At 61.9% G+C, this 24510-nt stretch carries 24 protein-coding genes and 1 other RNA gene; 15 read left to right on the forward strand and 10 right to left on the reverse strand.

Annotated elements, in window-relative coordinates; genetic code table 11:
* Positions 1 to 28 precede the first annotated feature (28 nt).
* The 5 genes from NN662_RS02850 to tkt all read right to left on the reverse strand — a co-directional run bounded on the left by NN662_RS02850 (position 29) and on the right by tkt (position 7181).
* Positions 29 to 1228 carry a phosphoglycerate kinase gene (locus NN662_RS02850; RefSeq protein WP_261928804.1) on the reverse strand — a complete coding sequence of 400 codons (1200 nt, stop codon included), beginning with the start codon at positions 1226 to 1228 and terminating at the stop codon, positions 29 to 31.
* A 113-nt stretch (positions 1229 to 1341) separates the two neighbouring features.
* A complete protein-coding gene (locus tag NN662_RS02855) occupies positions 1342 to 3144 on the reverse strand; it encodes a potassium/proton antiporter (RefSeq protein WP_261928805.1) in 1803 nt (600 codons plus the stop codon).
* Between the two features lie 112 nt (positions 3145 to 3256).
* Complete coding sequence (locus tag NN662_RS02860) at positions 3257 to 3895, reverse strand: flavin reductase family protein (protein ID WP_410010899.1); 639 nt, start codon at positions 3893 to 3895, stop codon at positions 3257 to 3259.
* A gap of 135 nt (positions 3896 to 4030) precedes the next feature.
* Complete coding sequence (gene gap, locus NN662_RS02865) at positions 4031 to 5038, reverse strand: type I glyceraldehyde-3-phosphate dehydrogenase (protein ID WP_261928806.1); 1008 nt, start codon at positions 5036 to 5038, stop codon at positions 4031 to 4033.
* A 160-nt stretch (positions 5039 to 5198) separates the two neighbouring features.
* Positions 5199 to 7181: a transketolase gene (gene tkt / locus NN662_RS02870; protein ID WP_261928807.1), complete on the reverse strand. Its 1983-nt coding sequence runs from the start codon at positions 7179 to 7181 to the stop codon at positions 5199 to 5201.
* A gap of 312 nt (positions 7182 to 7493) precedes the next feature.
* Between tkt and NN662_RS02875 the strand changes: the two genes are divergently transcribed.
* From NN662_RS02875 to NN662_RS02895, 5 genes are all read left to right on the forward strand, one after another.
* On the forward strand, positions 7494 to 7766 hold the full coding sequence (locus NN662_RS02875) for a DUF4164 domain-containing protein (RefSeq protein ID WP_261928808.1): 273 nt from the start codon (positions 7494 to 7496) through the stop codon (positions 7764 to 7766).
* Between the two features lie 21 nt (positions 7767 to 7787).
* Positions 7788 to 8165, forward strand: a complete 378-nt coding sequence (locus NN662_RS02880) for a cell division protein ZapA (protein ID WP_261928809.1) — start codon at positions 7788 to 7790, stop codon at positions 8163 to 8165.
* A 191-nt stretch (positions 8166 to 8356) separates the two neighbouring features.
* Positions 8357 to 8749, forward strand: a complete 393-nt coding sequence (locus NN662_RS02885; RefSeq protein ID WP_261928810.1) for a response regulator — start codon at positions 8357 to 8359, stop codon at positions 8747 to 8749.
* A gap of 44 nt (positions 8750 to 8793) precedes the next feature.
* On the forward strand, positions 8794 to 9360 hold the full coding sequence (locus NN662_RS02890; RefSeq protein ID WP_261928811.1) for a biliverdin-producing heme oxygenase: 567 nt from the start codon (positions 8794 to 8796) through the stop codon (positions 9358 to 9360).
* Positions 9353 to 11893 carry an HWE histidine kinase domain-containing protein gene (locus NN662_RS02895; RefSeq protein ID WP_261928812.1) on the forward strand — a complete coding sequence of 847 codons (2541 nt, stop codon included), beginning with the start codon at positions 9353 to 9355 and terminating at the stop codon, positions 11891 to 11893. The genes NN662_RS02890 and NN662_RS02895 overlap by 8 nt, the downstream gene beginning before the upstream one ends.
* A 23-nt stretch (positions 11894 to 11916) precedes the next feature.
* Here NN662_RS02895 and NN662_RS02900 read toward each other — a convergent pair whose 3' ends face one another.
* Positions 11917 to 13314 carry a TadE/TadG family type IV pilus assembly protein gene (locus NN662_RS02900; RefSeq protein ID WP_261928813.1) on the reverse strand — a complete coding sequence of 466 codons (1398 nt, stop codon included), beginning with the start codon at positions 13312 to 13314 and terminating at the stop codon, positions 11917 to 11919.
* 241 nt (positions 13315 to 13555) lie between these two features.
* On the opposite strand from NN662_RS02900, the gene ssrS reads away from it, so the two are divergent.
* A non-coding RNA gene (gene ssrS / locus NN662_RS02905) (6S RNA) lies at positions 13556 to 13715 on the forward strand.
* Positions 13716 to 13739: 24 nt separating this feature from the next.
* On the opposite strand, the gene NN662_RS02910 is transcribed toward ssrS, so the two are convergent.
* A complete protein-coding gene (locus NN662_RS02910; RefSeq protein ID WP_261928814.1) occupies positions 13740 to 14672 on the reverse strand; it encodes an L-lactate dehydrogenase in 933 nt (310 codons plus the stop codon).
* 147 nt (positions 14673 to 14819) lie between these two features.
* Between NN662_RS02910 and NN662_RS02915 the strand changes: the two genes are divergently transcribed.
* The 4 genes from NN662_RS02915 to NN662_RS02930 all read left to right on the forward strand — a co-directional run bounded on the left by NN662_RS02915 (position 14820) and on the right by NN662_RS02930 (position 18139).
* Entirely contained in the window at positions 14820 to 15665 is an 846-nt protein-coding gene (locus NN662_RS02915) for a porin family protein (RefSeq protein ID WP_261928815.1), read from the forward strand.
* 111 nt (positions 15666 to 15776) lie between these two features.
* A complete protein-coding gene (locus tag NN662_RS02920; RefSeq protein ID WP_261928816.1) occupies positions 15777 to 16373 on the forward strand; it encodes a 5-formyltetrahydrofolate cyclo-ligase in 597 nt (198 codons plus the stop codon).
* Between the two features lie 11 nt (positions 16374 to 16384).
* Positions 16385 to 17209: a YmdB family metallophosphoesterase gene (locus NN662_RS02925; RefSeq protein ID WP_261928817.1), complete on the forward strand. Its 825-nt coding sequence runs from the start codon at positions 16385 to 16387 to the stop codon at positions 17207 to 17209.
* Positions 17210 to 17302: 93 nt separating this feature from the next.
* Positions 17303 to 18139, forward strand: coding sequence for an MBL fold metallo-hydrolase (locus tag NN662_RS02930; RefSeq protein WP_410010900.1), 837 nt, complete (start codon positions 17303 to 17305; stop codon positions 18137 to 18139).
* A 13-nt stretch (positions 18140 to 18152) separates the two neighbouring features.
* Here the strand turns inward: NN662_RS02930 and NN662_RS02935 are convergent, their stop codons facing one another.
* Positions 18153 to 18659, reverse strand: a complete 507-nt coding sequence (locus NN662_RS02935) for a pyridoxamine 5'-phosphate oxidase family protein (RefSeq protein WP_261928818.1) — start codon at positions 18657 to 18659, stop codon at positions 18153 to 18155.
* Positions 18660 to 18834: 175 nt separating this feature from the next.
* On the opposite strand from NN662_RS02935, the gene NN662_RS02940 reads away from it, so the two are divergent.
* Positions 18835 to 19581, forward strand: a complete 747-nt coding sequence (locus NN662_RS02940; RefSeq protein ID WP_261928819.1) for a YebC/PmpR family DNA-binding transcriptional regulator — start codon at positions 18835 to 18837, stop codon at positions 19579 to 19581.
* 60 nt (positions 19582 to 19641) lie between these two features.
* On the opposite strand, the gene NN662_RS02945 is transcribed toward NN662_RS02940, so the two are convergent.
* Both NN662_RS02945 and NN662_RS02950 read right to left on the reverse strand, forming a co-directional pair.
* Positions 19642 to 21369, reverse strand: coding sequence for a hypothetical protein (locus NN662_RS02945; RefSeq protein ID WP_261928820.1), 1728 nt, complete (start codon positions 21367 to 21369; stop codon positions 19642 to 19644).
* Between the two features lie 79 nt (positions 21370 to 21448).
* Positions 21449 to 22450, reverse strand: coding sequence for an LLM class flavin-dependent oxidoreductase (locus tag NN662_RS02950; protein WP_261928821.1), 1002 nt, complete (start codon positions 22448 to 22450; stop codon positions 21449 to 21451).
* A 158-nt stretch (positions 22451 to 22608) separates the two neighbouring features.
* Here NN662_RS02950 and ruvC point away from each other — a divergent pair, with 158 nt between their 5' ends.
* The 4 genes from ruvC to ruvA all read left to right on the forward strand — a co-directional run bounded on the left by ruvC (position 22609) and on the right by ruvA (position 24488).
* Positions 22609 to 23121 (forward strand): crossover junction endodeoxyribonuclease RuvC, encoded by a 513-nt coding sequence (ruvC, locus tag NN662_RS02955; protein ID WP_261928822.1) that lies wholly within the window; start codon positions 22609 to 22611, stop codon positions 23119 to 23121.
* Between the two features lie 75 nt (positions 23122 to 23196).
* Positions 23197 to 23451: an AbrB/MazE/SpoVT family DNA-binding domain-containing protein gene (locus NN662_RS02960; protein ID WP_261928823.1), complete on the forward strand. Its 255-nt coding sequence runs from the start codon at positions 23197 to 23199 to the stop codon at positions 23449 to 23451.
* Positions 23451 to 23864 carry a type II toxin-antitoxin system VapC family toxin gene (locus NN662_RS02965; protein ID WP_261928824.1) on the forward strand — a complete coding sequence of 138 codons (414 nt, stop codon included), beginning with the start codon at positions 23451 to 23453 and terminating at the stop codon, positions 23862 to 23864. Before NN662_RS02960 ends, NN662_RS02965 begins: the two co-directional genes overlap by 1 nt.
* A gap of 12 nt (positions 23865 to 23876) precedes the next feature.
* Complete coding sequence (gene ruvA / locus NN662_RS02970; RefSeq protein ID WP_261928825.1) at positions 23877 to 24488, forward strand: Holliday junction branch migration protein RuvA; 612 nt, start codon at positions 23877 to 23879, stop codon at positions 24486 to 24488.
* The last annotated feature ends 22 nt before the right edge of the window (positions 24489 to 24510 follow it).

A 24510-nucleotide genomic window follows, 5' to 3' on the forward strand; every position in this document is an offset into this window, starting at 1 on the left:
TCCTTCGTGCACGCAATAATCGAAATGCTTACTGCTTGGTCAGGATCTCGACGCCCGGCAGGACCTTGCCTTCCATCCATTCCAGGAAGGCGCCGCCGGCGGTCGATACATAGGTGAAATCGTCTGCAACGCCGGCATGGTTGAGGGCCGAGACTGTGTCGCCGCCACCGGCAACCGAGACCAGCTCGCCGCCGGTCGTGCAGTTTGCCGCATGCTTTGCGGCGGCAACCGTCGCCGCATCGAAGGGCTCGATCTCGAATGCGCCGAGCGGGCCGTTCCAGACCAGCGTATGGGCCTTGGAGATCCAGGCATTGACGGCATCGACCGACTTCGGGCCAACGTCGAGCATCATCGCATCGGCGGGGATCGCGTCGATGGCGACGATCTCGTTGTCGGCGCCGGCCTTGAACTCGCGGGCAACCACACCGTCGACCGGAAGAACGATCTCGCAGCCGGACTTTTCCGCCTCGGCCATGATGGCCCGGGCGGTGTCGGCGAGGTCATGCTCGCAAAGCGACTTGCCGACATTGATGCCCTTGGCAGCAACGAAGGTATTGGCCATGCCGCCGCCGATCACCAGCGCATCGACCTTCTTCACGAGGTTCTGCAGGAGGTCGATCTTGGTCGAGACCTTGGCGCCGCCGACGATGGCGACCACCGGACGGGTCGGATTGCCGAGACCCTTCTCCAGTGCTTCCAGTTCGGCCTGCATCGTGCGGCCGGCATAGGAGGGCAGATGGTGGGCAAGGCCTTCGGTCGACGCGTGGGCGCGGTGGGCGGCGGAGAAGGCGTCGTTGACGAAGATGTCGCCGTTTGCAGCCAGCGCGGCGGTGAAGTCCTTGTCGTTCTTTTCTTCGCCGGCATGGAAACGGGTGTTTTCCATCAGCAGGATATCGCCGTTGTTCATCTTCTCGACGGCTTCCGCCGCTGCTTCGCCGATGCAATCGGAAGCGAAGGCGACGTGGCGATCCAGAACCTCTTCGATGGCCGGGATGATTAGCGACAGGGACATGTCGTCAACCGGCTTGCCCTTCGGGCGGCCGAAATGAGCGAGCAGGATGACCTTGGCGCATTTGTCGGAAAGTTCCAGAATGGTCGGGCGGACGCGTTCGATGCGGGTCGTGTCGGACACCTTGCCGTCGGTGACGGGCACGTTGAGATCGACGCGCAGAAGAATGCGCTTGCCGGTGACATCCGGAAGATCGTCGAGGGTTTTGAAGGTCGGCATGGGTGCTCCACTTTTGTCCGTCTGGTAGGCTTTGAAGAGCGGCCGCAGCCGCTCCCAACTGTCGGCCCGGACCATACTACGCCGGGCCGCAGACGCAAGCGGCGGCTCCCGATTTATGCGCGTCGGAACTTCTCCATCAATGCCTGCAGACGCTCCCAGCCGACCTGCACGCCGGCCAGCGGCGGCAGCTTGTTGGACGGGTCGACGGGCTCGAGCGAGACCCCGACGCTGGCGATGCGGCCATTGTCGTCGATCTCGCGGACGATCAGGATGATCTGGCCAAGCCGAATGCGGTCGGCATAGTCCGCCTGGCCCCCCACACGCTTGTTGATGAGCTCGGCAATCGTCATCTCGCTTTCAGCTTCGGTGAGCAGGCCGGGACCGTAGGCCGCGTCCAGCTCGCGAGCCGGTCGTGACGGTGAGACGGCAAATGAACCGAAGAATTCGTTGTCATCGCTGGCGACGGCAACGGCACCGGCGAAGAGACGGTCGAGCAGGCGGGAAAAACCGGGATCGACGAAAAGGTAGAGGAGATCGTTTTCCTGCAGGCGTCCGGCATACTGGTAGCGCATAGAGCGGCCGTTGCGCAGGACGAGCGACGGACGCGCCCAGCGTGGAATGCGCTCGCCTTTGAGCACCGGGCTCTCGCGGGCGACGCGATAGGCGATCAGCTCGTGATTGACGGCGCCCGGGAGATCGACCTCCAGCTTTTCGACCGCACCGGTGCGCGGCGGCACGATGAGGCCCAGCCGCTTGGCGGTCGGCTTGATGGTCCAGCCCTGCACGATCAACGAAACGAGCACGATGACGAAGGCGGCGTTGAAATAGACTTCGCCGTTTTCCAGCCCACCGGTCACCGGCAGGATGGCGAGCAGGATGGAGACGGCGCCGCGCAGGCCCACCCAGGCGACGAATCCCGTCTCGCGACGGGTGTAGCGGAACGGCCGGATGCAGAGCCAGACGGCGACCGGTCGGGCGACGAAGATCAGGAACAGGCCGAGCGCCAGCGCCGGCAGAAGGATTTCGGTGAACTGTGACGGGGTAGCGAGCAGGCCCAGCACGAGGAACATGATGATCTGCGCCAGCCAGGTCATCCCGGCCTGGAAACGGCGTATGGAGAGCGCCGACTGGATCTTGGCGTTACCGGCGTAAAGGCCGGCGACATAAACGGCGAGGAAGCCGCTGCCGTCGAGTGCGCCGGTGATCGAAAAGACCAGGAGCGCCATGGCCAGAACCAGGATCGGCAGCAGCCCCTGGTCGTGCTGGAAGCGTTTGATCAGGGCGACGATCGCCACGCCTCCGACGAAGCCGAAGGCGAGCCCGAATCCCATCTGCCGCAGGAAACCGGTTAGCAGGGTCAGGTCCAGATCCTGATAAGACTGCCCGGCGGCGAGGATGTTGACGAGCGTCAGGGTGAGAAAAATGGCGAAGGGGTCGTTGGTGCCGGATTCCACTTCCAGCGTCGAGCGGACATTGTCGCGAATGTGAATGCCGCCGATGCGCAGCAGGAAGAAGACGGCGGCGGCGTCCGTCGAACCGACGATCGCTCCGAGAAGCAGGCCTTCGGGAAAGGAAAAGCCGAGCAGCACCATCGCCGCCAGTCCGAATATCGCCGATGTGATGAGCACGCCGACGATCGACAGGACAAGGGCCGGCGCGGCCGCCTGCCGGAAAGAATGCAGCGACGTCCCAAACCCGGAATCGAAGAGTATGACCGCCAGCGCGATGGACCCGATGAAATAGGCCAGGTTGTAATTGCTGAACTCGATACCGAAACCGTCAACGCCGGTGACGATTCCGATCAGAAGAAAAAGCAGAAGAAGGGGAGCACCAAATCGGAAGGCAATAAGGCTTGAAAAAATGGCAAACAGCACGAGCACCATGCTGATGAAAACGGCTATGTAAAATGACTCCAAATATGCCCCCTGTCGATCTCGCAACCCTGCTTCTGCAACATAGGCGCGCAATGCGGAGATTTTGAGGTAGCCGGCTGAAAATTCTGAATTTTTTCGCTGGCCACAGATGGTTTCAGATGACCGGCGTCAGCATCTCGAAGCGGTCGCGGATGGTTGCGCAGGTGTCACCCCCGAGACGGGCGATCGCGTCGATCCCGGCGGGGTCGACATGCAGCCGTTCGTCGACGATGCCGTCCTGATAATGCGCGTAGACGATTTCGCCGAGAATGATCTGCCGCGACTTGCCGAGTTCCAGCGTCATGTGGCGGCGGCACTCGAGCGCTGCCGGTGCCTCGCGGATATAGGGAGACGCGACCTTGACCCCCGGCACGGCGGTCAGACCCGCCTCCTTCAGTTCATCGACGCCGCGCGGATATTTCGCCGCGCAGACATGCATGGCCTCGGCGATCGCGTGCGAGACGATGTTGACGGTGAACACCTCGGTCATGCGGATGTTGTGGCTGGTGTCCTTGAAGGACATGTCCGGCTTCAGCTCGACGCCGAGGGCGATGATCGGCGGATCGGCGGACAGGCAGTTGAAGAAGGAGAAGGGGGCGGCGTTGACGCGTCCGTCCTCGTCGACGCTGGTGACCAGCGCGATCGGCCGGGGAATGATCGTGCCGATCATCAGCTTGTAGCGTTCGCGGGCCGACAGAGCGGCGAAGTCGAAGCCGGTGAGCGAAGGGGAGGCGGTGTCGGTCGTCTGGGGCATGGCGGGCCTTTTATGGTCGGTGTCTCGTGTCACAATGACCGATCCTGGGACCTCCACCAAGATGCATTTTTTGCAGTGCAACAAAAAAGCGCGCCACTGGGGCGCGCTTTCTCAATGTCTCTGCGGCAACGGCAATCAGATGAGCTTGGCCATCGCGACGGCGGTATCCGACATGCGGTTGGAGAAGCCCCACTCGTTGTCGTACCAGGACAGGACCGACACCATCGAGCCGTCCATGACCTTCGTCTGGTCGAGAGCAACCGTCGACGAATGCGGGTCGTGGTTGAAGTCGATCGAGACGTTCGGATGACGCGTGTAGGCCAGGATGCCCTTCAGGCGCCCGTCGGCGGCTGCGATCAGCGCATTGTTGATCTGCTCGGCGGTCACTTCCTTCGACGGAATGAACTTGAAGTCGACGAGCGAGACGTTCGGTGTCGGGACGCGGACGGAGATGCCGTCGAGCTTGCCCTTCAGCGACGGTATGACGAGGCCGATCGCCTTGGCAGCGCCGGTCGAGGTCGGGATCTGGCTCATCGCGGCCGCACGGGCGCGGTAGAGATCCTTGTGCATCGTGTCGAGCGTCGGCTGGTCGCCGGTGTAGGAGTGGATCGTCGTCATCATGCCGCGGACGATGCCGAATTCCGAATGCAGAACGTCGACGAGCGGCGCCAGGCAGTTGGTCGTGCACGAGGCGTTGGAGACGACGAGGTCATCCTTGGTCAGGGCCGAGTGGTTGACGCCGTAGACGATCGTCTTGTCGGCGCCGTCGGACGGAGCCGAAACGAGAACGCGCTTGGCGCCGGCTGCGAGGTGCGCAGAGGCCTTTTCCTTCGAGGTGAAGATGCCGGTGCATTCCATCACGATGTCGATGCCGAGGTCGCCCCAGGGCAGCTTGGACGGATCGCGCTCTGCAAAGACCTTGAAGCTTTCGGAGCCGACGGAGATCACGTCGCCATCGACGGTGACTTCATGCGGGAAGCGGCCGTGAACCGAGTCATAGCGCATCAGGTGGGCGTTCGTTTCAACCGGGCCCAGATCGTTGACGGCCACGACGTCGATGTCCTTGCGGCCGGACTCATAGATCGCCCGGAGGACGTTGCGGCCGATGCGGCCGAAACCATTGATGGCAACTTTTACAGTCATTGCTCGAACTCCCATTCCTTGGAAATGTCAGGTTGGTCCCGTTGGTCTTGCGACGCGGATTTCAGTGCTCGTTATAGAGTATTTCGGGTGGGATTCCACCGCGCTTGTGTCGCGGGGAGAAACCCTCCGACGCGAGGCCGGAGGGTATGACGTCCTGGTATCAGGCGAGCTTTTCCTCGACAGCCGATACGATCGCTTCCGGCGTGATGCCGAAGTGCTTGTAGAGTTCCTTGTAGGGGCCGGAGGCGCCGAAGGAATGCATGCCGACGAAGATGCCGTCGGAACCGATGAAGTGGTCCCAGCCCTGGCGGATGCCGGCTTCGACGGCGACCTTGACCGGCGAGTTGCCGATGATCGACTTCTGGTAGTCTTCCGACTGCTCGAGGAAGAGCTCGACACAGGGGACGGAGACGACTCGGGTGGAAATGCCCTTGGCTTCCAGTGCTTCGCGGCCCTTCAGAGCGATCTCGACTTCGGAGCCGGTGGCGAAGATCGTCACCTGGGCGCCTTCTGCCGGAACCAGATCGTAGGCACCGTTGGCGCAGAGGTTCTTTTCGCAGAACTTGGTGCGCACTGCCGGAAGGTTCTGGCGGGTCAGCGCGAGGCCCGACGGGCGGTCGTGGTGCTGCAGCGCCAGCTGCCAGCATTCGGCAGTTTCCATGGCATCGGCCGGGCGAAACATCAGAAGGTTCGGGATGGCGCGCAGGGCGGCCATGTGCTCGACCGGCTGGTGGGTCGGACCGTCTTCGCCAAGGCCGATGGAATCATGCGTCAGCACGTGGATTGCGCGGATGCCCATGAGGGCAGCCAGGCGGATCGACGGACGGCAATAGTCGGAGAAGATCAGGAAGCCGCCGGAATAGGGGATCAGGCCGCCATGCAGCGCCATGCCGTTCATCGCGGCCGCCATGCCATGCTCGCGGATGCCGTAATGCAGGTATCGGCCGGAGAAGTCGTCCGGCTTGATCGAAGCCGTCTGGCTGGTCTTGGTGTTGTTCGAACCGGTCAGGTCGGCAGAGCCGCCGATCGTTTCGGCAACGACACCGTTGATGACTTCGAGCGCATCTTCCGAAGACTTGCGGGTGGCAAGCGTCGGCTTGGTTTCGGCCAGCTTCTTCTTGTAGTCGATGATGGCGCTGTCAAAGCCGCCCGGCAGGTCGCCGCCGAAGCGGCGGGTGAATTCCGCCTTCTTTTCGGCGGCTTCGCCTTCCAGACGGGCTTCCCATTCCATGCGCACCTTGGTCGAGCGCAGGCCGGCAAGACGCCATGCGTCCAGCACGTCGGCGGGAACGACGAAGGCTTCTTCTTCCCAGTTCAGGGCCTTGCGGGTTGCGGCGATTTCGTCGGCGCCGAGCGGCGAGCCGTGAACCTTGTGGGTGCCGGCCTTGTTCGGCGCGCCGAAGCCGATGATGGTCTTGCAGGCGATCATGGTCGGCTTGTCGGACTGCTGTGCCTTGACGATTGCCTCGGCAATGGCTTCCGGATCGTGACCGTCGACGGCCAGCGTGTTCCAGCCGGAGGCGCGGAAGCGGGCGTGCTGATCGGTCGAGTCGGCCAGGCTGACCGCGCCGTCGATCGAGATGCCGTTGTCGTCCCAGAAGACGATGAGCTTGTTGAGCTTCAGGTGGCCGGCAAGCGAGATGGCTTCCTGGCTGATGCCTTCCATGAGGCAGCCGTCGCCGGCGATCACATAGGTGAAGTGCTCCATCAGGTCGGAGCCGAATTCGTCGCGCAGCTTACGCTCGGCAATCGCCATGCCGACCGAGTTGCCGATGCCCTGGCCGAGCGGACCGGTGGTCGTCTCGATGCCCGAGGCATGGCCATATTCGGGGTGGCCGGCGGTCTTGGCGCCGAGCTGGCGGAAATTCTTGATGTCCTCGATGGTCATGTCCTCATACCCGGTCAGATAGAGGAGCGAGTAGAGCAGCATCGAGCCATGGCCGGCGGACAGCACGAAGCGGTCGCGGTTCGGCCAGAGCGGGGTCTTCGGATCAAAGGTCAGGAACTGCGTGAACAGAACCGTTGCGACATCGGCCATGCCCATCGGCAGTCCGGGGTGACCGGAGTTGGCCTTTTCGACGGCATCCATGCTGAGGAAACGGATCGCATTGGCCATCCGGTTGTGTTTTTCGCGAGAGATCATAGCTTGTCCGCTTGTTCCGGGTGTCAAGAAAGTGCTGGCCCTTGCACAGGGCCTTACAAACGCGGCTGACACATAGCAGGTGGCGCGGATGAGTCAATAAAACAGGCCCTCGCGCGCTTTTTCGGCGGAATAATTTTCGGGCTCCGGAAAGAAGACCGGCTGAAATTTGCCGATGTCGCCTGTTCGTCCACAAGTTCCGCACCGGGCTTGCCTGTCAGCTTTGTTGACGGATAAACAGTCGGAAGAATACTGTCACACACTCAGAATGGCTGTTTTCCGGCCGATTCGGTGGCGGCAAGGGAATACGAGGGCATGTCGGTAGACACAACGGTAAATGCGGCGCTGGCTGGTCTCAAGCAGGCGCTTAACGGGCTGGAGAGCGCACTCGACGCCCGGTTCGAGAAGGAGCGCGACCAGCGTGACGTCGACGGAGAGGTTCGTCGCGTGCACGAAGACCGGTCGCGGCTCGCCCAGGAACTCGACGAATCCCAGTTCCGTGCCAACCGTCTGGAAGAGGTCAATCGGGAGGTTTCCCGGCGTCTGGTGACCGCCATGGAAACGATCCGCGCGGTGCTGGACCGCTAAGCAGGAAGCAAGGGACGACACATGGCGCAGGTTACGGTGAACATCGACGGCAAGGCCTACCGCATGGCCTGCGAGGAAGGCCAGGAAGAGCACCTGACGGGTCTTGCCGCGAAGTTCGACCGCTATGTCGGGCATCTCCGTGACCAGTTCGGCGAGATCGGCGATTTGAGGCTCACCGTCATGGCCGGCATCATGGTCATGGACGAACTGTCCGAGGTCAGCCGTCGGCTCGAGAAGCTCGAGGCGGAAAGCCTGAGCCTGAAAAACGTTCGCGAGACGGCGCTTGCGGAAACCGCCCGCAACGAGGCGGTACTGGCCGAAGCCATCGTCGAGATCACCAGCCAGATCAATGGCCTGACATCCAAGCTCACCAGCCGCCCACAGGGCAAGGTGAACTGAACAGGAACTTCCTTCAACGAATCTGATCGCGGTTTGGAAGCCGCTCCCAACGCATGTCTGCGGCCGCCGTCGTCGGACGCCGTCGGTGTGAGTTGGCGCAAACATGCGGCGATTGGGTGGGAACAAATTCCTTGCGTCCGCCGTTGTGTCGCTAACCAAGATTAATCAATTGAGATGCAAGGATGTAATTTATGGGGCTTGCGGTCCAGAATGCTCAGAGTGACCTGCTCGACGTGATCGTCACCGAGGACGAGCCCATCGTGGCGTGGGAGCTGGAAAACACCCTGTCCTTGCTCGGCTGTCGCGTCGCCGGGCCGTTCCCGTCGGTTCATTCCGCCATTGCCGCGCTCAGCAACTGCGCTCCGAAGATCGCCGTTCTCGACGTCAACCTGCAGGATGGTGAAGTCTTTCCGCTGGCTGATCGCCTCTATGAAAACGAAGTACCGCTGATCTTTCATACGGCCAATACGGGAGCCGATTTATTGGCCTCCCGTTATGCGGGCTCCCAGGTCGTGCTGAAACCATCGCGCCCCGACCAGCTGCGTGAAGCAATTGCTCTCGCCAAATCCCGCTTTTCAGTTTAACCATCGATAACTTTTGCATAATTTCAGGCTGGAGACCCTTCTGGATGCCCCTCATTAAAGCTTTGAGAGCCGAGACTGCAGGTCTCCACGGGCGTCTGGATTGCATGATGTCCCGGGCCGATCTGAGTACGCGCGAAGGATATGGCCGTTTCCTCATGATGCATGCGCGTCTGTTGCCGGCGCTGGAGTCCTGGCTTGACCGTCAGGACATGTTCCAGACGCTGCCGCTTCACGAGGAGCGTGCTCGATTGCCGGCGCTGAAATCCGATTTGCAGGACATGGGGCTGAATGCGCCGAACGAAGAGGCGCTGCCTTATCTGGATTACGACCTGTCGGTCGTTGGTGTCTGTTACGTGCTCGAAGGATCGCGTCTGGGCGCGGCCCATATCCGGGCGCAGCAGGACAAGGCAGGTGGACCTCCCCTGCCACAATCGTTCCTTCGCCACGGCGAAGGACGGGGGCTCTGGAAGTCGTTTACGACGTGGCTTTCCGCACGGGATCAATCCGACACAGCGATAGGCCAGGCGGTTTCTGCCGCCAGCCTCGTGTTCGGATCCTACCTGTCTGCCGCGCGTGCCGAAGCTGGCCTTGAGGAGAGTGTCCATGTCTGAGCACATCGATCTGGCGAATTGTGACGCCGAACCCATCCACCTTCTTGGCAAGGTGCAGTCCTTCGGCTTTCTGGTCGCCCTGCTTCCCGACTGGACGATTTCGCATGTCTCGGAGAATGTGCGGGACTTCCTGCCCATGGATGCGCCGTCGCTCATGGAAAAGCCGGCCACGCAGTTGCTGACGCCGGAAACCATTCACGCCATCCGCAACCGCCTGCAGTTCCTGCGTCCGAAGAAGGGCGTGGAAGTGGTCTACGACGTGGCGCTCGAGGGAGTCGACGAGCGTTTCGACGTGTCGTTGCATATCGGCGAGGGCCGCGTGATCCTCGAATTCGAAAGGGCGGGAGCCCTGGAGGGCGTTGCCCTCGACGTTGCCAATGTCAGGAACGCGATCGATCAGCTCGCCGAGGTGCCGAGCATGCACGCCGCCTGCTCGCAGGCCGTTCGCTTCGTCAAGATGATGACCGGCTTCGACCGTGTCATGCTGTACAAGTTCCTCGATGACGGCAGCGGCGAAGTCCTGGCCGAAGCACGTCGGTATGACATGGGGACGTTCCTGAATCTGCGTTACCCCGCAACCGATATTCCGAAGCAGGCAAGAGCCCTCTATGTCGAGAACCCGATCCGGTTGATCGCAGATGTCAACGACGCGGGCTCGCCCGTGCTGGCGGCGCCCATTGCCGCGGGTGCCGGGCCGATCGATCTGTCGGGTAGCCGGCTGAGATCCGTTTCGCCGATCCATATCGAATACCTGAAGAACATGGGGGTCGGTGCCTCCATGTCCATCTCGGTGATCGTCAACGGCGAACTCTGGGGATTGATCGCCTGTCACCATGAGCGGCAGCATACGCCGTCCATGCGCCAGCGAAGCGCCGTCCTGCTGTTTGGCCAGATGCTGTCGCTGATCATCCAGACCCGGCTGACGGCGGAAGAGCGGGTCAACGATTCACGGGTGACAGAGCTGACGGCGCAGATTTCAAGGACCATGTCCACGGGTGTTTCCGCCCCGGAGCTCCTCAAGCTTTCGGCGGAGTCATTCGCCCAGCTCCTGAAGGCCGATGGTTACGCGGTGATCCAGGAAGGGGTCGTGCTGACGGGCGGCGCGGCGCCGGAGCGGGAAGACGTATTCCGGCTGCAGTCCTTCCTTAACACTCGGAAAGACAACGAGGTTCTCGCAACCCACGAGCTCTCTTCCCTGATGCCGGAGGCGCGCGCGATTGCGGATGTGGCCGCCGGCATCCTGTCGGTGCCGATCTCCAGATCGCCGCACGATTATATCCTGTTCTTCCGCGGTGAACTGGTGCAGCAGGTCGTCTGGGCCGGCGATCCGAACAAGGCGGCGGAAGTTGGCGCGGACGGCTCACGGATTTCCCCGCGCAAGAGTTTTGCCGCCTGGCAGACATCCGTTCACGGTCAAAGTGCGCCGTGGACGGCTGCCGAGATTCGCGCGGCTTCCCAGCTGCGCGTCATGCTCCTGGAAGTGGTCCTCCGGCTCACCGACGAGGCGGGGCGCGAGCGCAAGCTGGCGAACGAGAAGCAGGAATTGCTGATTGCCGAGCTCAACCATCGGGTCCGCAATATTCTCGGCCTGGTGCGCGGCCTGATTTCGCAGTCCAGCGCCGGCGAGGATACGACGGCGGACTTCGTCAAGAAGCTCGACAGTCGCGTGCAGGCGCTGGCCCGCGCCCATGACCAGATCACGCGGCAGAACTGGTCTCCCGCACCGTTTTCGCAGTTGGTGCGGATCGAAGCGGAAAGCTATCTTCTCGACAAGCGCGGACGCATTTCGATCGAAGGTCCCGAACTCCTTCTGTCGCCCCAGGCCTTTTCGTCGGTGGCGCTGGTCATCCACGAGATGATCACCAATTCCGCCAAGCACGGCGCGCTTTCGGACCAGCGCGGGCGCGTGACGATTGCACTGTCCATGACCGAGCAGGGCGACCTGCAGATTTTCTGGCGGGAAATCGGCGGACCGCCCGTCAAGGCTCCGGAGCGTCGCGGCTTCGGCTCGGCGATCATCGAGCGCACCATCCCGTTCGAACTCGGCGGAAAGGCGGAGATTTCCTACAATCTCGAAGGGGTCACGGCCTCCTTTTCACTGCCGGCGCAACACATCGTTGCCGGCGAGGCGCCGATTGCCCAGGACGCTGGCGTGAACGACAAGACACCTGCCGCCGACGTCGTTGCGGTGCCCCAGTCGGTCCTCATCGTCGAGGACAATCTTATCATCGCGATGGAGGCCGAGGACATATTCCGCACGCTTGGCAGCCGCGACACCGTGGTCGTTTCCAGCGTCGGGCTGGCGATCGAGGAAATCAGCCAGCGTTCCACCCCGATCGATTTTGCCCTTCTGGACGTCAATCTGGGTACCGAGACGAGCTTTGAAATCGCGCGGTTGCTGATGAAACAGGGGATACCCTTCGCCTTTGCGTCCGGATACGGCGACACGGGAGCCTTTCCGGAGGAATTCGCCGGCATCCCGATGATCAGCAAGCCCTATGACAGGGACGTGGTGCTGGCCCTGTTGCGCTGAGGCTGTGTAATCTCAGCGCGCCCCTACTGGGTCAGACGCAGGGAGCCGAGTGTCTTGCCTACGAGTTCGGTGAGGCCGGCCTTGATTTCATCCGGCGAAGCGGCCGAGATGAAATAGTCGGGGCTGCTGGCGCATGCGGTCAGTGCCGTTGTCAGATAGTCATGGCGGGTGACCTTGGACGACGGCATCGTGCCACCCCACATCGACTTGTAGTTGGAACTCGACATCGTGTTGCCGATGGTGTTGTTGTACTCGGATCGGTTGGTCCAGGGCAGATAGGTCGTGTAGAGCACCGAGAAGGTGGCGCCCTGCTTCTTCATCGTATCGCACCAGGCGTTGTTCAGCGGCGTGATGTAGGGCTGGCCGGAGAATACCCAGTCGGCAGACGATTGCGCACCATCGGTGATCATCACGACGATTTTCAGAGGGCTTGACGCAGACGTTCCGTCGCCGGCCTTGGAGATGTAGTTGTTCAGGGTCGTCAACGCCCTGAAGTCGGTGGTGATGTAGGAGCTGGCCGAGGTCAGCTCGGTATTGCTGACCATCTGGGTGCGAATATCCTTGGTGCTGTATGTCGGTGCGATGACCTGACGGATTCCGCCGGCGACCTTGTAATTGCTTTTCAGCACCTGCGCCGCGGTGGAATTGGTCCCGAGCGTATATACTGCCACCTTGATGCGGTTGTGGGAGGGATCGGACGCGTCGATCGTGTCCATGAGCGTGGCAACAGCGTCGGCCTGGACATCGGCGCGAAGCACGACCTTCTTCGCCCGCGCATAATCGTAATAGGAACTGTAATAGACGCCCTGGTACTTCTCGCCATAGGCGGTGTCGTGGCAGGCAAAGACACAGTTGAGGCTGAGCTTCTGCATGATGCTCTGGTCGTAGGTCGTCGCGGCCAGAAGCATTGACGCCGACTTGTCGAGCACGAGGTGAAGTTCGTAATAGGTGTCCTTGCCGCCGGCCGCCGCCGATGCGACCTTGACCGGAACCTCGTCGATGCCGGCAAGGCGCATCAACGTCGTCGGCACCGTTGTGCTGGCGGTTGCGCTGATCGACTTGCTGGTCGCGTCGACGGTGATGTCCAGCTCATCCAGCGTGTAGCTGCCGCGCTGAAGCGCCATCGCCTTCATGGTCTTCTCGGCCTTTGTCTTCAGGTTGGCCTCGGTGTCCTTGCCGATGTCCTTCGTTGCCGAAAGGATTGCCGCATCGAGATCGGCTTGCATCTCGGTGCGCGCGTTCAATGCGCGCGAGAAATCGATGCCGGTGCCGACGGCGATCGCGACCGGCACGAAGGACAGGACGAAGAGAATCGAGAAGTTGCCGTCACGGCTTCGGATCAGCTTCGAGAGCATGCCGAAGCGCTTGGAAAGCCGCTGCGGAATTGATGAGAGAAAGGCAGACGGCGCACTGTTTTTCACGGATATTCTTCCCCGCATTGAATGGAGAAGTCTATTGCCGCTTCTTGCTAATGAACGGTAAAGACCCGCTGCGGTGGATCGCGATATCGTTAAGATTTCGTTGCACATCCGCTGCCAATATTGGGGTGCCGCCGAAGACCCGGTCCTGGAGCCTTCCGGGACGGTCTGGCAAGGGGTTCAGGAGAGCAATATCGTCATTGCCGCCACTGGCGAAACCCAGCGAACTCCACTATATCTGCTTTGCGGTCTGCGCTTCGCGACAGGAACAAATGAATCCTCGGGGCCATACCCGATCCTAAGGGAGCTGTCCCTGACCACGCCCGTGGGCTTGGTTACACGGCGCCCACCTACTTCAGTAGGCGCCCAGGATCGACGTTTCCATCGGTTGCCGTGGATCGCACCTCTCTCTCATCCATTGATCGGTTTCAAAGCGGCACGGCGTCCGCCAGGCTCTTCAGCAGCGTGGCGCTGTCGCGCAGGGCGTCACGTTCGGTGGCGTCGAGATCCGGCATGACGTCGCCGATGATCCCGTCGGCGCCGACGATGCGCGGGATCGACAGTGCAACGTCCCTGACGCCGAGAATGTCCGGCGTCGAGACCGAAACCGACAGCAGGTCACGCTCGTCCCTCGAAATAGCCCTGACGATCCGCGCCAGTCCGGCGCCGATGCCGTAATAGGTCGCGCCCTTGCCGTTGATGATCGTATAGGCGGCGTTGCGCACGCCGCCGTCGATCATCGCCCGTGCATCCGCGTCGAGTGGCTGTCCGAGCTGCCGGGCCAGCGTCTCGACCGGGACCGACCCGACCCGCGCGCTCGACCAGGCCAGAACCTCGCTGTCGCCGTGCTCACCCAGCACATAGGCATGCACGGATTGGGGCGAAACGCTGAGATGCCTTGCAAGCAGGCTGCGAAAGCGCGCGGTGTCGAGAATGGTTCCCGAGCCGATGACCCGGCCACGCGGAAGACCGGAAAGGCGTGTCGAGATCTCGGTCATGATGTCGACCGGGTTTGACGCGATCAGAAGGATGGCATTCGCCGCGACGCGGGAGATTTCCGCGATCACGCTGCGGAAGACCTCGGCGTTGCGTCCGAGGAGCGCGATCCTGGTCTCGCCCGGTCTCTGGCTGACGCCGGCCGCTATGATGATGATATTCGCGCCCTTCAGATCCGCATAGTCGCCGTTCGTCACGCGGCGGGCGGAGACGAAGGGGACGGCGTGTGAAATGTCTTCGGCCTGGGCACGGGCCAGGTCCGCATTGAGGTCGACCAGCACCACCTCGTTGGCGAGGCCCAAAAGGGCGAGCGCATAGGCGGCCGAACTGCCTACCATGCCGGCGCCGACAATCCCGACTTTCATTGCGTGTGCCTCCGGCTGTGTTCGCAACCAGCCTCACAAAGAACACGATGGAAGGCAAGTTTTTCCTGCAGTGCAATATAGGGACGGGGTAAGGAACGATTAACCACAAGTTGTTACAGATTTTCGCATACTGCACGCGAGGGTATTATGCGTTTTCACAAGGTCGTTCTTCTTGCTTCCACCGTCGTTTTGCCTCTGCCGGGCGGGCTTCTTGCGGCCGATCTGCAGTCCGGCGCATCGGCTTCTTCCGGCATCAGCGGCTATGTCGAGAAAAGTGGAGTGATCGGCCGCTCGAAGAAATTCGACGTCGACGAGAAGGCCTGGTCGCTGCGCGGCGCGCTCAACTATGATGCCGGCAACGGGATCAATCTGCAGGTCGACGGCGGCGTTCAGCGCAGCCACATCGAAGACCATTATTACACGCCCTACAGCGCAGCAGCCCACCTCTATTACCGGCCGGCCAATGCCTATGCCATCGGCGGGTTCGTCAAATACGACCGTGTCGCGACCGGCATGTTCGGCAATCTCGGCATCGTCGGCGTCGGTGATTACACGAAGGAAGTGTCCGGCGGTCTGGAAGTCGCGGCCTATTTGGACAACACGACCTTCTACGGCCTTGCCGGCTATGGCAAGCAGGACTACGCCATCGGCGACGCGGACCATTATTTCGGCGGCATCGGCGCGCGCTATTTCCTGACCGAAAATCTGCGTCTCGACCTTGAAGGCATGTATCACCATATCGACGGCATCCAGTCGGACATGGACATCGGGACGATCAAGACGGCGGTCAACTATCGCATGGACAGCATGCCCCTGACGGTCTTTGCCGGCTATCGTTTCGACAATTATCACCCGACCTCCTCGCTCACGGACCTGAGCGACGATCACAGCCACACCTTCTTCGCCGGCCTGCGCTACAGCTTCGGCTCCCAGAGCCTGAAGGACGAGGACCGCAACGGCCCGGCCTGGTCGAGCACCAGCATCCTGCCCTGATCTTGAGACAGGCGGCGGGTGGGGTCTTGCGTTCCGCCGTCATTCCACTCCATGAAGAACGGCAGCATGGCCGCCTGACCTGCTGCCGTTTTCTGTCCATGGGAAGCCTGAATGCCAAACGGACCCGCCGATCTTCCGCCCAGCGAACTGAAATCCGTCCTGCGCAAGCAGCGGCTTGCCGCACGCGCGGCGCTGACGCTGGATGAACGGCGGGCCAAGGCGGACGCCATGACCCGTCATGGCGTCATGGCCATAGCGGTCGAGACCGGCAGCCTTGTTTCCGGCTTCTTTCCGATCCGCTCGGAAGCCGACATCCGTCCGCTGATGGCGGATCTTGCGGATCGCGGAGCAAGGCTCTGCCTGCCGGTGGTCCTGGACAAGGAGACGATCGAGTTCCGCACATACGCGCCCGGCGTGCCGCTGGTCGAAACCGGCTTCGGCACGATGGGGCCGGGTGAGAACGCGGCCGTTGTCGATCCTGATATCATGCTGGTGCCGCTTGCAGCCTTCGATCGTGAAGGTCACCGGATCGGCTATGGTGGCGGCTATTATGACCGCGCAATCGAGAAACTGCAGCAAAAAGGCCGGAAACCGAAGCTTTTCGGCATTGCCTTCGACGTGCAGGAAGTGGCAAAGGTGCCTTTTGAGCCGCATGACGTCCGCCTTGATGGCGTTCTGACGGAAAGCGGCTTCCGTAGTTTCGGGTGATTGGAATAGGAATGCGTCTTCTTTTTCTCGGTGACATGGTCGGCAAGACCGGCCGCAAGGCGGTGTGGGACAGGCTTCCCGGCCTGATCAGCGATCTGAAGCTCGATTTCGTGATCGTCAACGGCGAGAATGCCGCCGGCGGCTTCGGCATCACCGAGGACATCTTTCTCGAGACGATCAATGCCGGCGCCGATGTGGTGACCACCGGTAACCATGTCTGGGACCAGCGCGAGGCCGTGACCTTCGCCGGTCAGCACGACCAGTTCCTGCGTCCGGCCAACTATCCGTCCGGCACGCCGGGCCGCGGCTCCGGGCTGTTCTATGCCCGAAACGGTGCGCGCGTGCTCGTCGCCAACATCATGGGCCGGGTATTCATGCATCCCGAACTCGATGATCCCTTCCATTCGGCCGAGACGATCCTCGCCGCCTGTCCGCTCGGCGAGCAGGCCGATGCCGTCGTCTTCGACTTCCATGCGGAAGCGACCAGCGAGAAGCAGTGCTTCGGGCATTTCGTCGACGGCCGCGCGTCCTTCGTCGTCGGCACGCACACGCATGTCCCGACCGCCGACCATCAGATCCTCAATGGCGGTACCGCCTACATGTCGGATGCCGGCATGTGCGGCGACTATGATTCCTCGCTCGGCATGGAAAAGGAAGAGCCGCTCAACCGCTTCATCTCGAAGATGCCGAAGGGCCGCTTCGAGGCCGCTTCCGGTCCCGCCACCATCTGCGGCGTCGGCGTCGAAATCTCGGACCGCACGGGGCTCGCCGAAAAGATCGCGCCGCTTCGCCTCGGCGCGCGCCTGGAAGAGACCCTGCCGGCATTCTGGAATTGATCCCCACATAGTCACGAATGCGTGAGCCGGCTGGACGGATGGCAAGCATTGCCGCATCATGCGACGAGTGCTCAACATCGCTGGTAGCCGGGAATGCTGAGACATTTGTCATTCATCGTCGGCATGTTTGTGGCCCTCATCGCTTTAGCGGGTGAGGGTCGTGCTCAGGAACGTCCGCCGGTCAGCCAGTGCCAGATGATCGCCGGCATGATGCCCGACGCGCAGTATGCGCGTTTCGACGGGTCGTCTCTGCCTTTGGTGAAAACCGCCGCCAACGAGGACGTCACGATCACGTTTCTCGGCCACTCGACCTTTCTCATCGAGACTCCGGACGGCACGCGGATCGCCACGGACTGGAGCGGTTCCTTGCGTTCGCCGCTGGTGCCGGACGTGGTGACCATGAACAAGGCGCATTCGAGCCACTACACGCTGCTGCCCGATCCGGCGATCCCGCATGTCCTGCATGGCTGGTCGGACACGCCGGGGGAGGCGGCCGATATCAAAATGGTGGCGGGGGATGCCTATATCCGCAACGTGCCGACGGATATTCGCGGCTTTTACGGCGGTGGAGCCGAACCGAACGGTAACTCCATCTTCATCTTCGAGGTGGCGGGACTATGCATCGGCCATCTCGGCCATCTGCACTACGAGCTGACGGACAGCCATTATGCCCAGATCGGGCGGCTGGACGTGGTCATGGTGCCGGTCGACGGAGGGCTGACCATGGGCGCAGACAGCATGAGCCGGGTGATTACCCGGCTCAGATCGTCACTCATTCTTGCGATGCATCGCACTGGCCCGCCGGTCAGCCGCTTCCTCACCCTGTTCGGAGCGGACTTCGACAAGATGGCGTCGACCAGCAACAGTATCCGTGTGTCGATGCGCACGCTGCCGAAGAAGCCGATGATCCTCGTGCTTCGCGGCATGTAGCGGTTGCTGCCGGTCAGGCGGCGAAGTCGACGTGCTGGCGCAGGCCGACGTCGGGCGTCTCGTCGTCGTTGAGGTTGGCCTTGGCGATTTCCCAGCCGAGCTTCACGACGTTTCCGGTCGATGCCCAGATTTCGGCGCTGTGCGGACGGAACTCGATCAGGGTCAGGTCCGGGTCATTCTTGCCGCCTTCATACCAGGCCTCGACCATGGAGCTCCAGTAGCGCTCGATGATTTCCGGGTCGCGGCGCAGTGCCACAGGGCCGTTCAGGCAGGCGTGGTAGTCATGATCCTTGCCGACGACGCAAAAGGTCGCAGTGGCATTCGGCTGGATGTCATTGACGATGTCAGTGCCGAGCTTGGCGAAGAACCAGATGGTTTCGCCTTTCTCATCGACCTGCGGGGCCATCGGCTGCATCGAATGCGGGGAGCCGTGAATGCCGAGCATGCCGGCGTGAATGCGGTTGATTTCCTCCCAAAGCTGCGACTTCGGATGTTCACGTGTGGCGCTGAGGCTGACCATGGCGGGCTCCATTTCTGTTCGTGTTGCTCTGGTTGAGAAACGGAGGCCGCTTTGAAATGTTCCGATGCCGTGGTGGTCCATGGTGCGTTGCGGAATTGCGGCCGGGGTCTTGAATGGCGGTGCCAGCGCGCATATAAGGCCCGCATTCCAATAAAAGTGACAATGCAGGGGTGCCATGGCTGGCCATTCACAGTTCAAAAACATCATGCACCGCAAGGGCCGTCAGGACGCCGTGCGATCCAAGCTGTTCTCCAAGCTCGCGCGTGAAATCACCGTTGCGGCCAAGTCCGGCATGCCCGATCCTGATATGAACGCGCGCCTGCGTCTGGCCGTCCAGAACGCCAAGGCGCAGTCCATGCCCAAGGACAACATCGAACGCGCCATCAAGAAGGCGGCGGGCGCCGATGGCGAGAACTATGATGAAGTCCGCTACGAAGGCTATGGCCCGGGCGGTGTCGCCGTCATCGTCGAGGCATTGACCGACAACCGCAACCGCACGGCCTCCAACGTCCGCTCGACCTTCACCAAGGCCGGTGGCGCGCTTGGCGAAACCGGTTCGGTGTCCTTCTCCTTCGACCGTGTCGGCGAAATCGTCTACAAGCCTGAAGTCGGCGACGAGGATGCCGTCATGGAAGCGGCGATCGAAGCCGGCGCCGACGACGTCGAATCCAGCGAAGACGGTCATACGATCTACTGCGCCTTCGAAGACATCGGCGAAGTCTCCAAGGCGCTGGAAGGCGTTCTCGGCGAAGCCGAATCCGTCAAGGCCGTCTGGAAGCCGCAGAACACCATTCCGGTGGACGAGGAAAAGGCCCAGTCGCTGATGAAGCTCATCGACAATCTCGAAGACGATGACGACGTGCAGAACGTCTATTCCAACTTCGAGATTTCCGACGAAGTGATGGCCAAGCTTTCCGCCTGAGCCGGCGCTATCGATACCGTTTCAAAGACCCGGCAGCTTCGGCGGTCGGGTCTTTTGCTGTCAGGCGGCCGTCAGAGAGGATTCGACGCCAGCATTGTCCAGCGCCGGCACGTCGAAATGGTCCGGCGGCAGGCCCGACTTCGCCCTTACCACCATCATCGTGTAGGCGTTCTCCAGATGGCGGGTGAAACGCTCGGTATCAAAGAGCGGTGTCGTCGCGCGGTTGCCGATGAGGCGGGTGCGCAGCCGGCCGATTTCGCCGCGGTTGCGGGAGAGCCCTATAGCTTTGGCGACATAGTCCTCGACCGTCGGCGCCACCAGTTCCGGCAGTCCGATGGTGCGCAGCAGGCTTTCGGAGACGCGCGAGGCGAAGTTTCTGCCCCTGACCGTCAGCACCGGCAGGCCAGACCAGAGGCAGTCTGAGGTGGTCGTATGACCGTTGCAGGGAAAGGTGTCGAGGCAGAGATCGGCCGCCTGCAGGCGGGCGGCATGGGCCTCGCGGCCAATCGTCCTGGCAAAGATGATCCGCTCGCCTTCAATGCCTCGCTGCTTCATCCAGGCCAGGAAATGTGCCCGCGCGCGTTCGTCGTTGCACATGATCCAGAGCACGCTGTCGGCGGTGCCGTTCAGGATGCGTGCCCATGCGGAAGCCACTTCGGGCGAGATCTTGCGGACATTGTTGAACGAGGCAAACACGAACCTGTCTTCGGGCAGGCCGAGACCGGCGCGCAGGGCCGGCGGCGGCAGCGGCCGATGGTGGTCGTCGTTCGGCTGATAGCAGTCCGGCAGCCGGCAGAACTTCTCGTGATAGAAGGGGCGGCTTTCGTCGGGCGTGACAATGCGGTCGCCGATCACATAGTCGCAATCGATGCCCACCGCGCTGCCGGGAAAGCCAAGCCAGGCGACCTGGATGGGCGCCGGGCCGGCATTGACGACGCCGATGCGGGCATCGCGTGTATGCCCCTTGAGGTCGACAAGGATATCTATGCCGTCTGCCCGCATGCGGGCGGCGACTTCGTCATCCGACATCGCCTTGATGTCGACGATCGTGCCGATGTGTTTTCGCAAGCCGTCGTCGCGAGCGATCAGATCCCCCGGCGTGTTGCAATAGATCCTGATGTCGAATTTCTCGCGGTCGTGCTGTTCAAGAACGCCGCGCATCAGGATCATCGTCGCGTGTGCGCTCGAGACATCGCCCGACAGATAGCCGATCCGGATCCTGTCACCGAACAGATGCGGCCTGTTGCGGCGCTGCAGGCGATCATGCTCGGAGTAGAGCGGAAAGCGGCTGTCGGCGATCCTGGCGTTCAACCGCTCGTCGCCCATCCACATGATGTGGTTGTGCGGCAGTTCACAGGACAGAGCCAATTTGCGCCCGGCCTGTATGCCGGCAAGAGCCGCATCGTTGGCGGCTTTCAGCTCGTCGAGTTCCAGGAAGCCGAACAGGTGGTGTCGTCTGAACTGGGCGGCTGTGGCGTGGTCCGGTGCGATCTTTAGAATGACTTCGGCGGCCTTGAGCGCTGTCCAGTTATCCTCCTGCATGCGCGCGAGTTCAAAGGCGAGCGAGGCGAACTGCAATTTTGGCGGCGTTCCGGCTCGCGCGGCGCGCAGGAAGAAGCAGGCGGCCTGATACTTGTCGCCGGTCTTGAAATGGCATTGCGCGACCGTTGCCATCAATCGTTCGTCGGCCGGGTCCGGTTCGACTTCAAGATTGTCGAAGAGATCGAGCGCGGCGCGAAAATCCTGCGTGGCGTAATGGGCATAGATAGACTGCAATGTTGACGGCATCGGGGGAGCCTGACGATGAGGGTGCCATGCGGCACCGTTTCATCGTCAGGTTGTGCGAGCCTTGCCGTATATGCGCTTCCTAGGCGGCTTTTGCCATTTCCTGGCGTGCCTCGGCGAAAATCTCGAGCGAACGAAGACGCTTCTCCGGGTTGTGGATCGGCATGGAGACGATCAGTTCATCCGCCTTTGTCTGATCGACGAAGCGGGCGAGCTTCTCGCGCACGGTCGTAACGGAGCCGACCGCGGCATATCTGAGCGTATGTTCGACGCCGGCCTTTTCCATCTCGTTCCAGTAGGGCGTCATGTCCTCGACCGGCGGCGGGAAGGCGCCGGGCGTGCCGCGGCGCAGATTGACGAACTGTCGCTTCGAGGACGTGAAGAGGTATTCCGCCTCTTCATCCGTTTCCGCTCCGACACCCATCAGGCCGGCCATCACGTACGGTTTGTCCAGCTGCGCCGAGGGCTGGAAGCGGGCGCGGTAGAGCTCGATGGCATCGAGCAGCATGTCGGGTGCGAAATGCGAGGCGAACGCATAGGGGAGACCAAGGGCGGCGGCGAGATGCGCCGAGTATATGCTGGAGCCGAGCAGCCAAAGCGGCACGTGCGAGCCCATGCCCGGCACGGCGATCACCGTCTGGTTGTCGAGCTTGTCGCCGAGCAGGATCTGCAGCTCCTGGATATCGTTCGGGAAATTCTGCGACGTGGTTTCAAGATCGCGGCGGAGCGCCCGGGCGGTGCGCATGTCGGTGCCGGGTGCACGGCCGAGTCCGAGGTCGACGCGGCCGGGGAAGAGGGCTTCCAGCGTGCCGAACTGTTCGGCGATCACCAGTGGCGAATGATTGGGCAGCATGATGCCGCCGGAGCCGATGCGGATCGTCTTCGTGGCGTTGCCGACATGGGCGATGACGACCGCAGTCGCAGCACTTGAAACGCCGCGCATGCCGTGGTGCTCGGCGAGCCAGAAGCGATGGTAACCAAGGGCCTCTGCCCGCTCGGCCATGCGCCTCGTACTGGCAAGCGCCTCGCTGACGCTGCTGCCTTCGCCGACGGGGGCGAGATCGAGAATGGAAAAGGGAATCATCTTCTTGAAAATCCTGAGTGGAAAACGCTGATTTTCTATGTAGGTGCCGGTTGCCTGATTGCCAGTGCCTGCCGACGACGTATGCGCCGTCCTTTGCGTGTTTTTGTTTTGTTCACATTTTGCTGGCAGCTATGGAGGCTGAAAGATAAGGTGAGGGCATGGAAAAAGCGATTCGCATCATCGGTATCGATCCTGGTTTGAGGCGCACGGGCTGGGGCGTCGTCGAGACGCTCGGCAACTCGCTGCGCTTCGTGGCATCGGGAACGGTGACCTCCGACGGCACCATGGATCTCGCCTCGCGCCTCTGCCAGTTGCATGACGGGCTCGCCGAGATCGTTCACAGCTACCAGCCCGACGAGGCGGCCGTCGAGCAGACCTTCGTCAACAAGGATGCGGTCGCGACGCTGAAGCTCGGCCAGGCGCGTGGCATTGCCATGCTGGTGCCGGCACGGGCGGGGCTGCAGGTCGCCGAATATGCGCCGAATGCGGTCAAGAAGGCCGTCATCGGCGTCGGGCACGGTGAAAAGCAGCAGATCCACATGATGATCAAGGTGCTGATGCCCAAGGCGACCTTCAAGGGCGACGACGCCGCCGACGCGCTCGCCATCGCCATCTGCCACGCCCACAATCGCGGCGCGTCGCGCATGGCTCAGATCATGCGTGCCGGCTGATTTGTTCTTGACTTGTTCCTGATGTAGGATTAATTCTTACTCAGTATTACAAGTGAACATTCGGGAGCGCTTGCTATGCGCGTCACATCCAAGGGGCAGGTCACGATTCCTCGCGACTTGCGAGAGATCGCCGGCATCGAGCCCAACAGCGAGGTGGTCTTTTCATTGGAGAACGGCAAGCTCGTCCTCGAGCCCAAGGGGGCGGCAATCCGGACGGCCGATCGTGCTCGCCTTGATCGGCTGGTGGAAGCGCTCGACCGGCTGGAAGGGACGGGCGATCAGGCACTCGATGTCGATGCACTGATGGCGCTGACGCGGGATCGCGACTGATGGCCGTCCTCGTCGATACCAATGTCCTGGTCGATGTTGCGGTTCGCGATCCCAACTGGCTTGCCTGGTCCCGGGCCAAGCTGCTCGGACTGGCGCGCGAGGCGGCGCTGATCATCAATCCCGTCATCTATGCCGAGTTTTCGGTTCGCTACAATTCCGTCGATGAGGTCGATGCGCTTCTGCCGGAGGAGCAGTTCCGGCGCGAGAGCCTGCCCTGGTTCGCGGCGTTTGCCGCCGGTCGCGCCTTCCGTCAGTATCGAATGTCGGGCGGAGGCCGCGAACGCGTGCTGCCGGACTTCCTGATCGGAGCACATGCCGCAATCCGGGGCTACACCATCCTCACACGCGATCCCAAGGGATATCGTGCCTACTTTCCCAATGTCGGGCTCATTACCCCCGAAACCCATCCATGAAGGCGCAAGGACATGATCGGCAAGCTCAAAGGTGCGGTTGACGAGATCGGCGAGGATACCGCGCTGATCGACGTGCATGGCGTCTGCTACGAGGTCCACTGCTCCTCGCGGACGCTTGCCAAGCTGAATGTCGGCGAGGCCGTGGTGATCTACATCGAGACCTACGTGCGCGAGGACCAGTTCAAGCTGTTCGGCTTCATGACGGCGCTGGAGCGCGAATGGTTCCTGATCCTGCAAAGCGTGCAGGGGGTCGGCGCCCGCGTGGCGCTTGCCATTCTTTCGACGCTGACGCCGTCCGAGCTCGCCAATGCCATCGCGCTGCAGGACCGCACTGCCGTATCCCGCGCGCCGGGTGTGGGGCCGAAGGTGGCAACGCGTATCGTGACCGAACTGAAGAATAAGGCACCCGCCTTCGCCGGCGATGCGACCAATATTGGTTTCAAGCAGGAGCTTGGCGAAGGCGTTGCTGCCGCGCCGGTCTCGGATGCCGTCTCGGCGCTGACCAATCTCGGCTACTCGCGCGACCAGGCCGCCAATGCGGTGGCTGCAGCAATGAAGACAGCCGGCGAGGGGGCCGACAGCGCCAAGCTGATCCGCCTCGGGTTGAAGGAACTGGCGCGGTGATTCCTTGCAGGATCTCAAATTC

The organism is Rhizobium sp. NRK18 (assembly GCF_024385575.1).
In the GTDB taxonomy this organism is placed as follows: domain Bacteria; phylum Pseudomonadota; class Alphaproteobacteria; order Rhizobiales; family Rhizobiaceae; genus JANFMV01.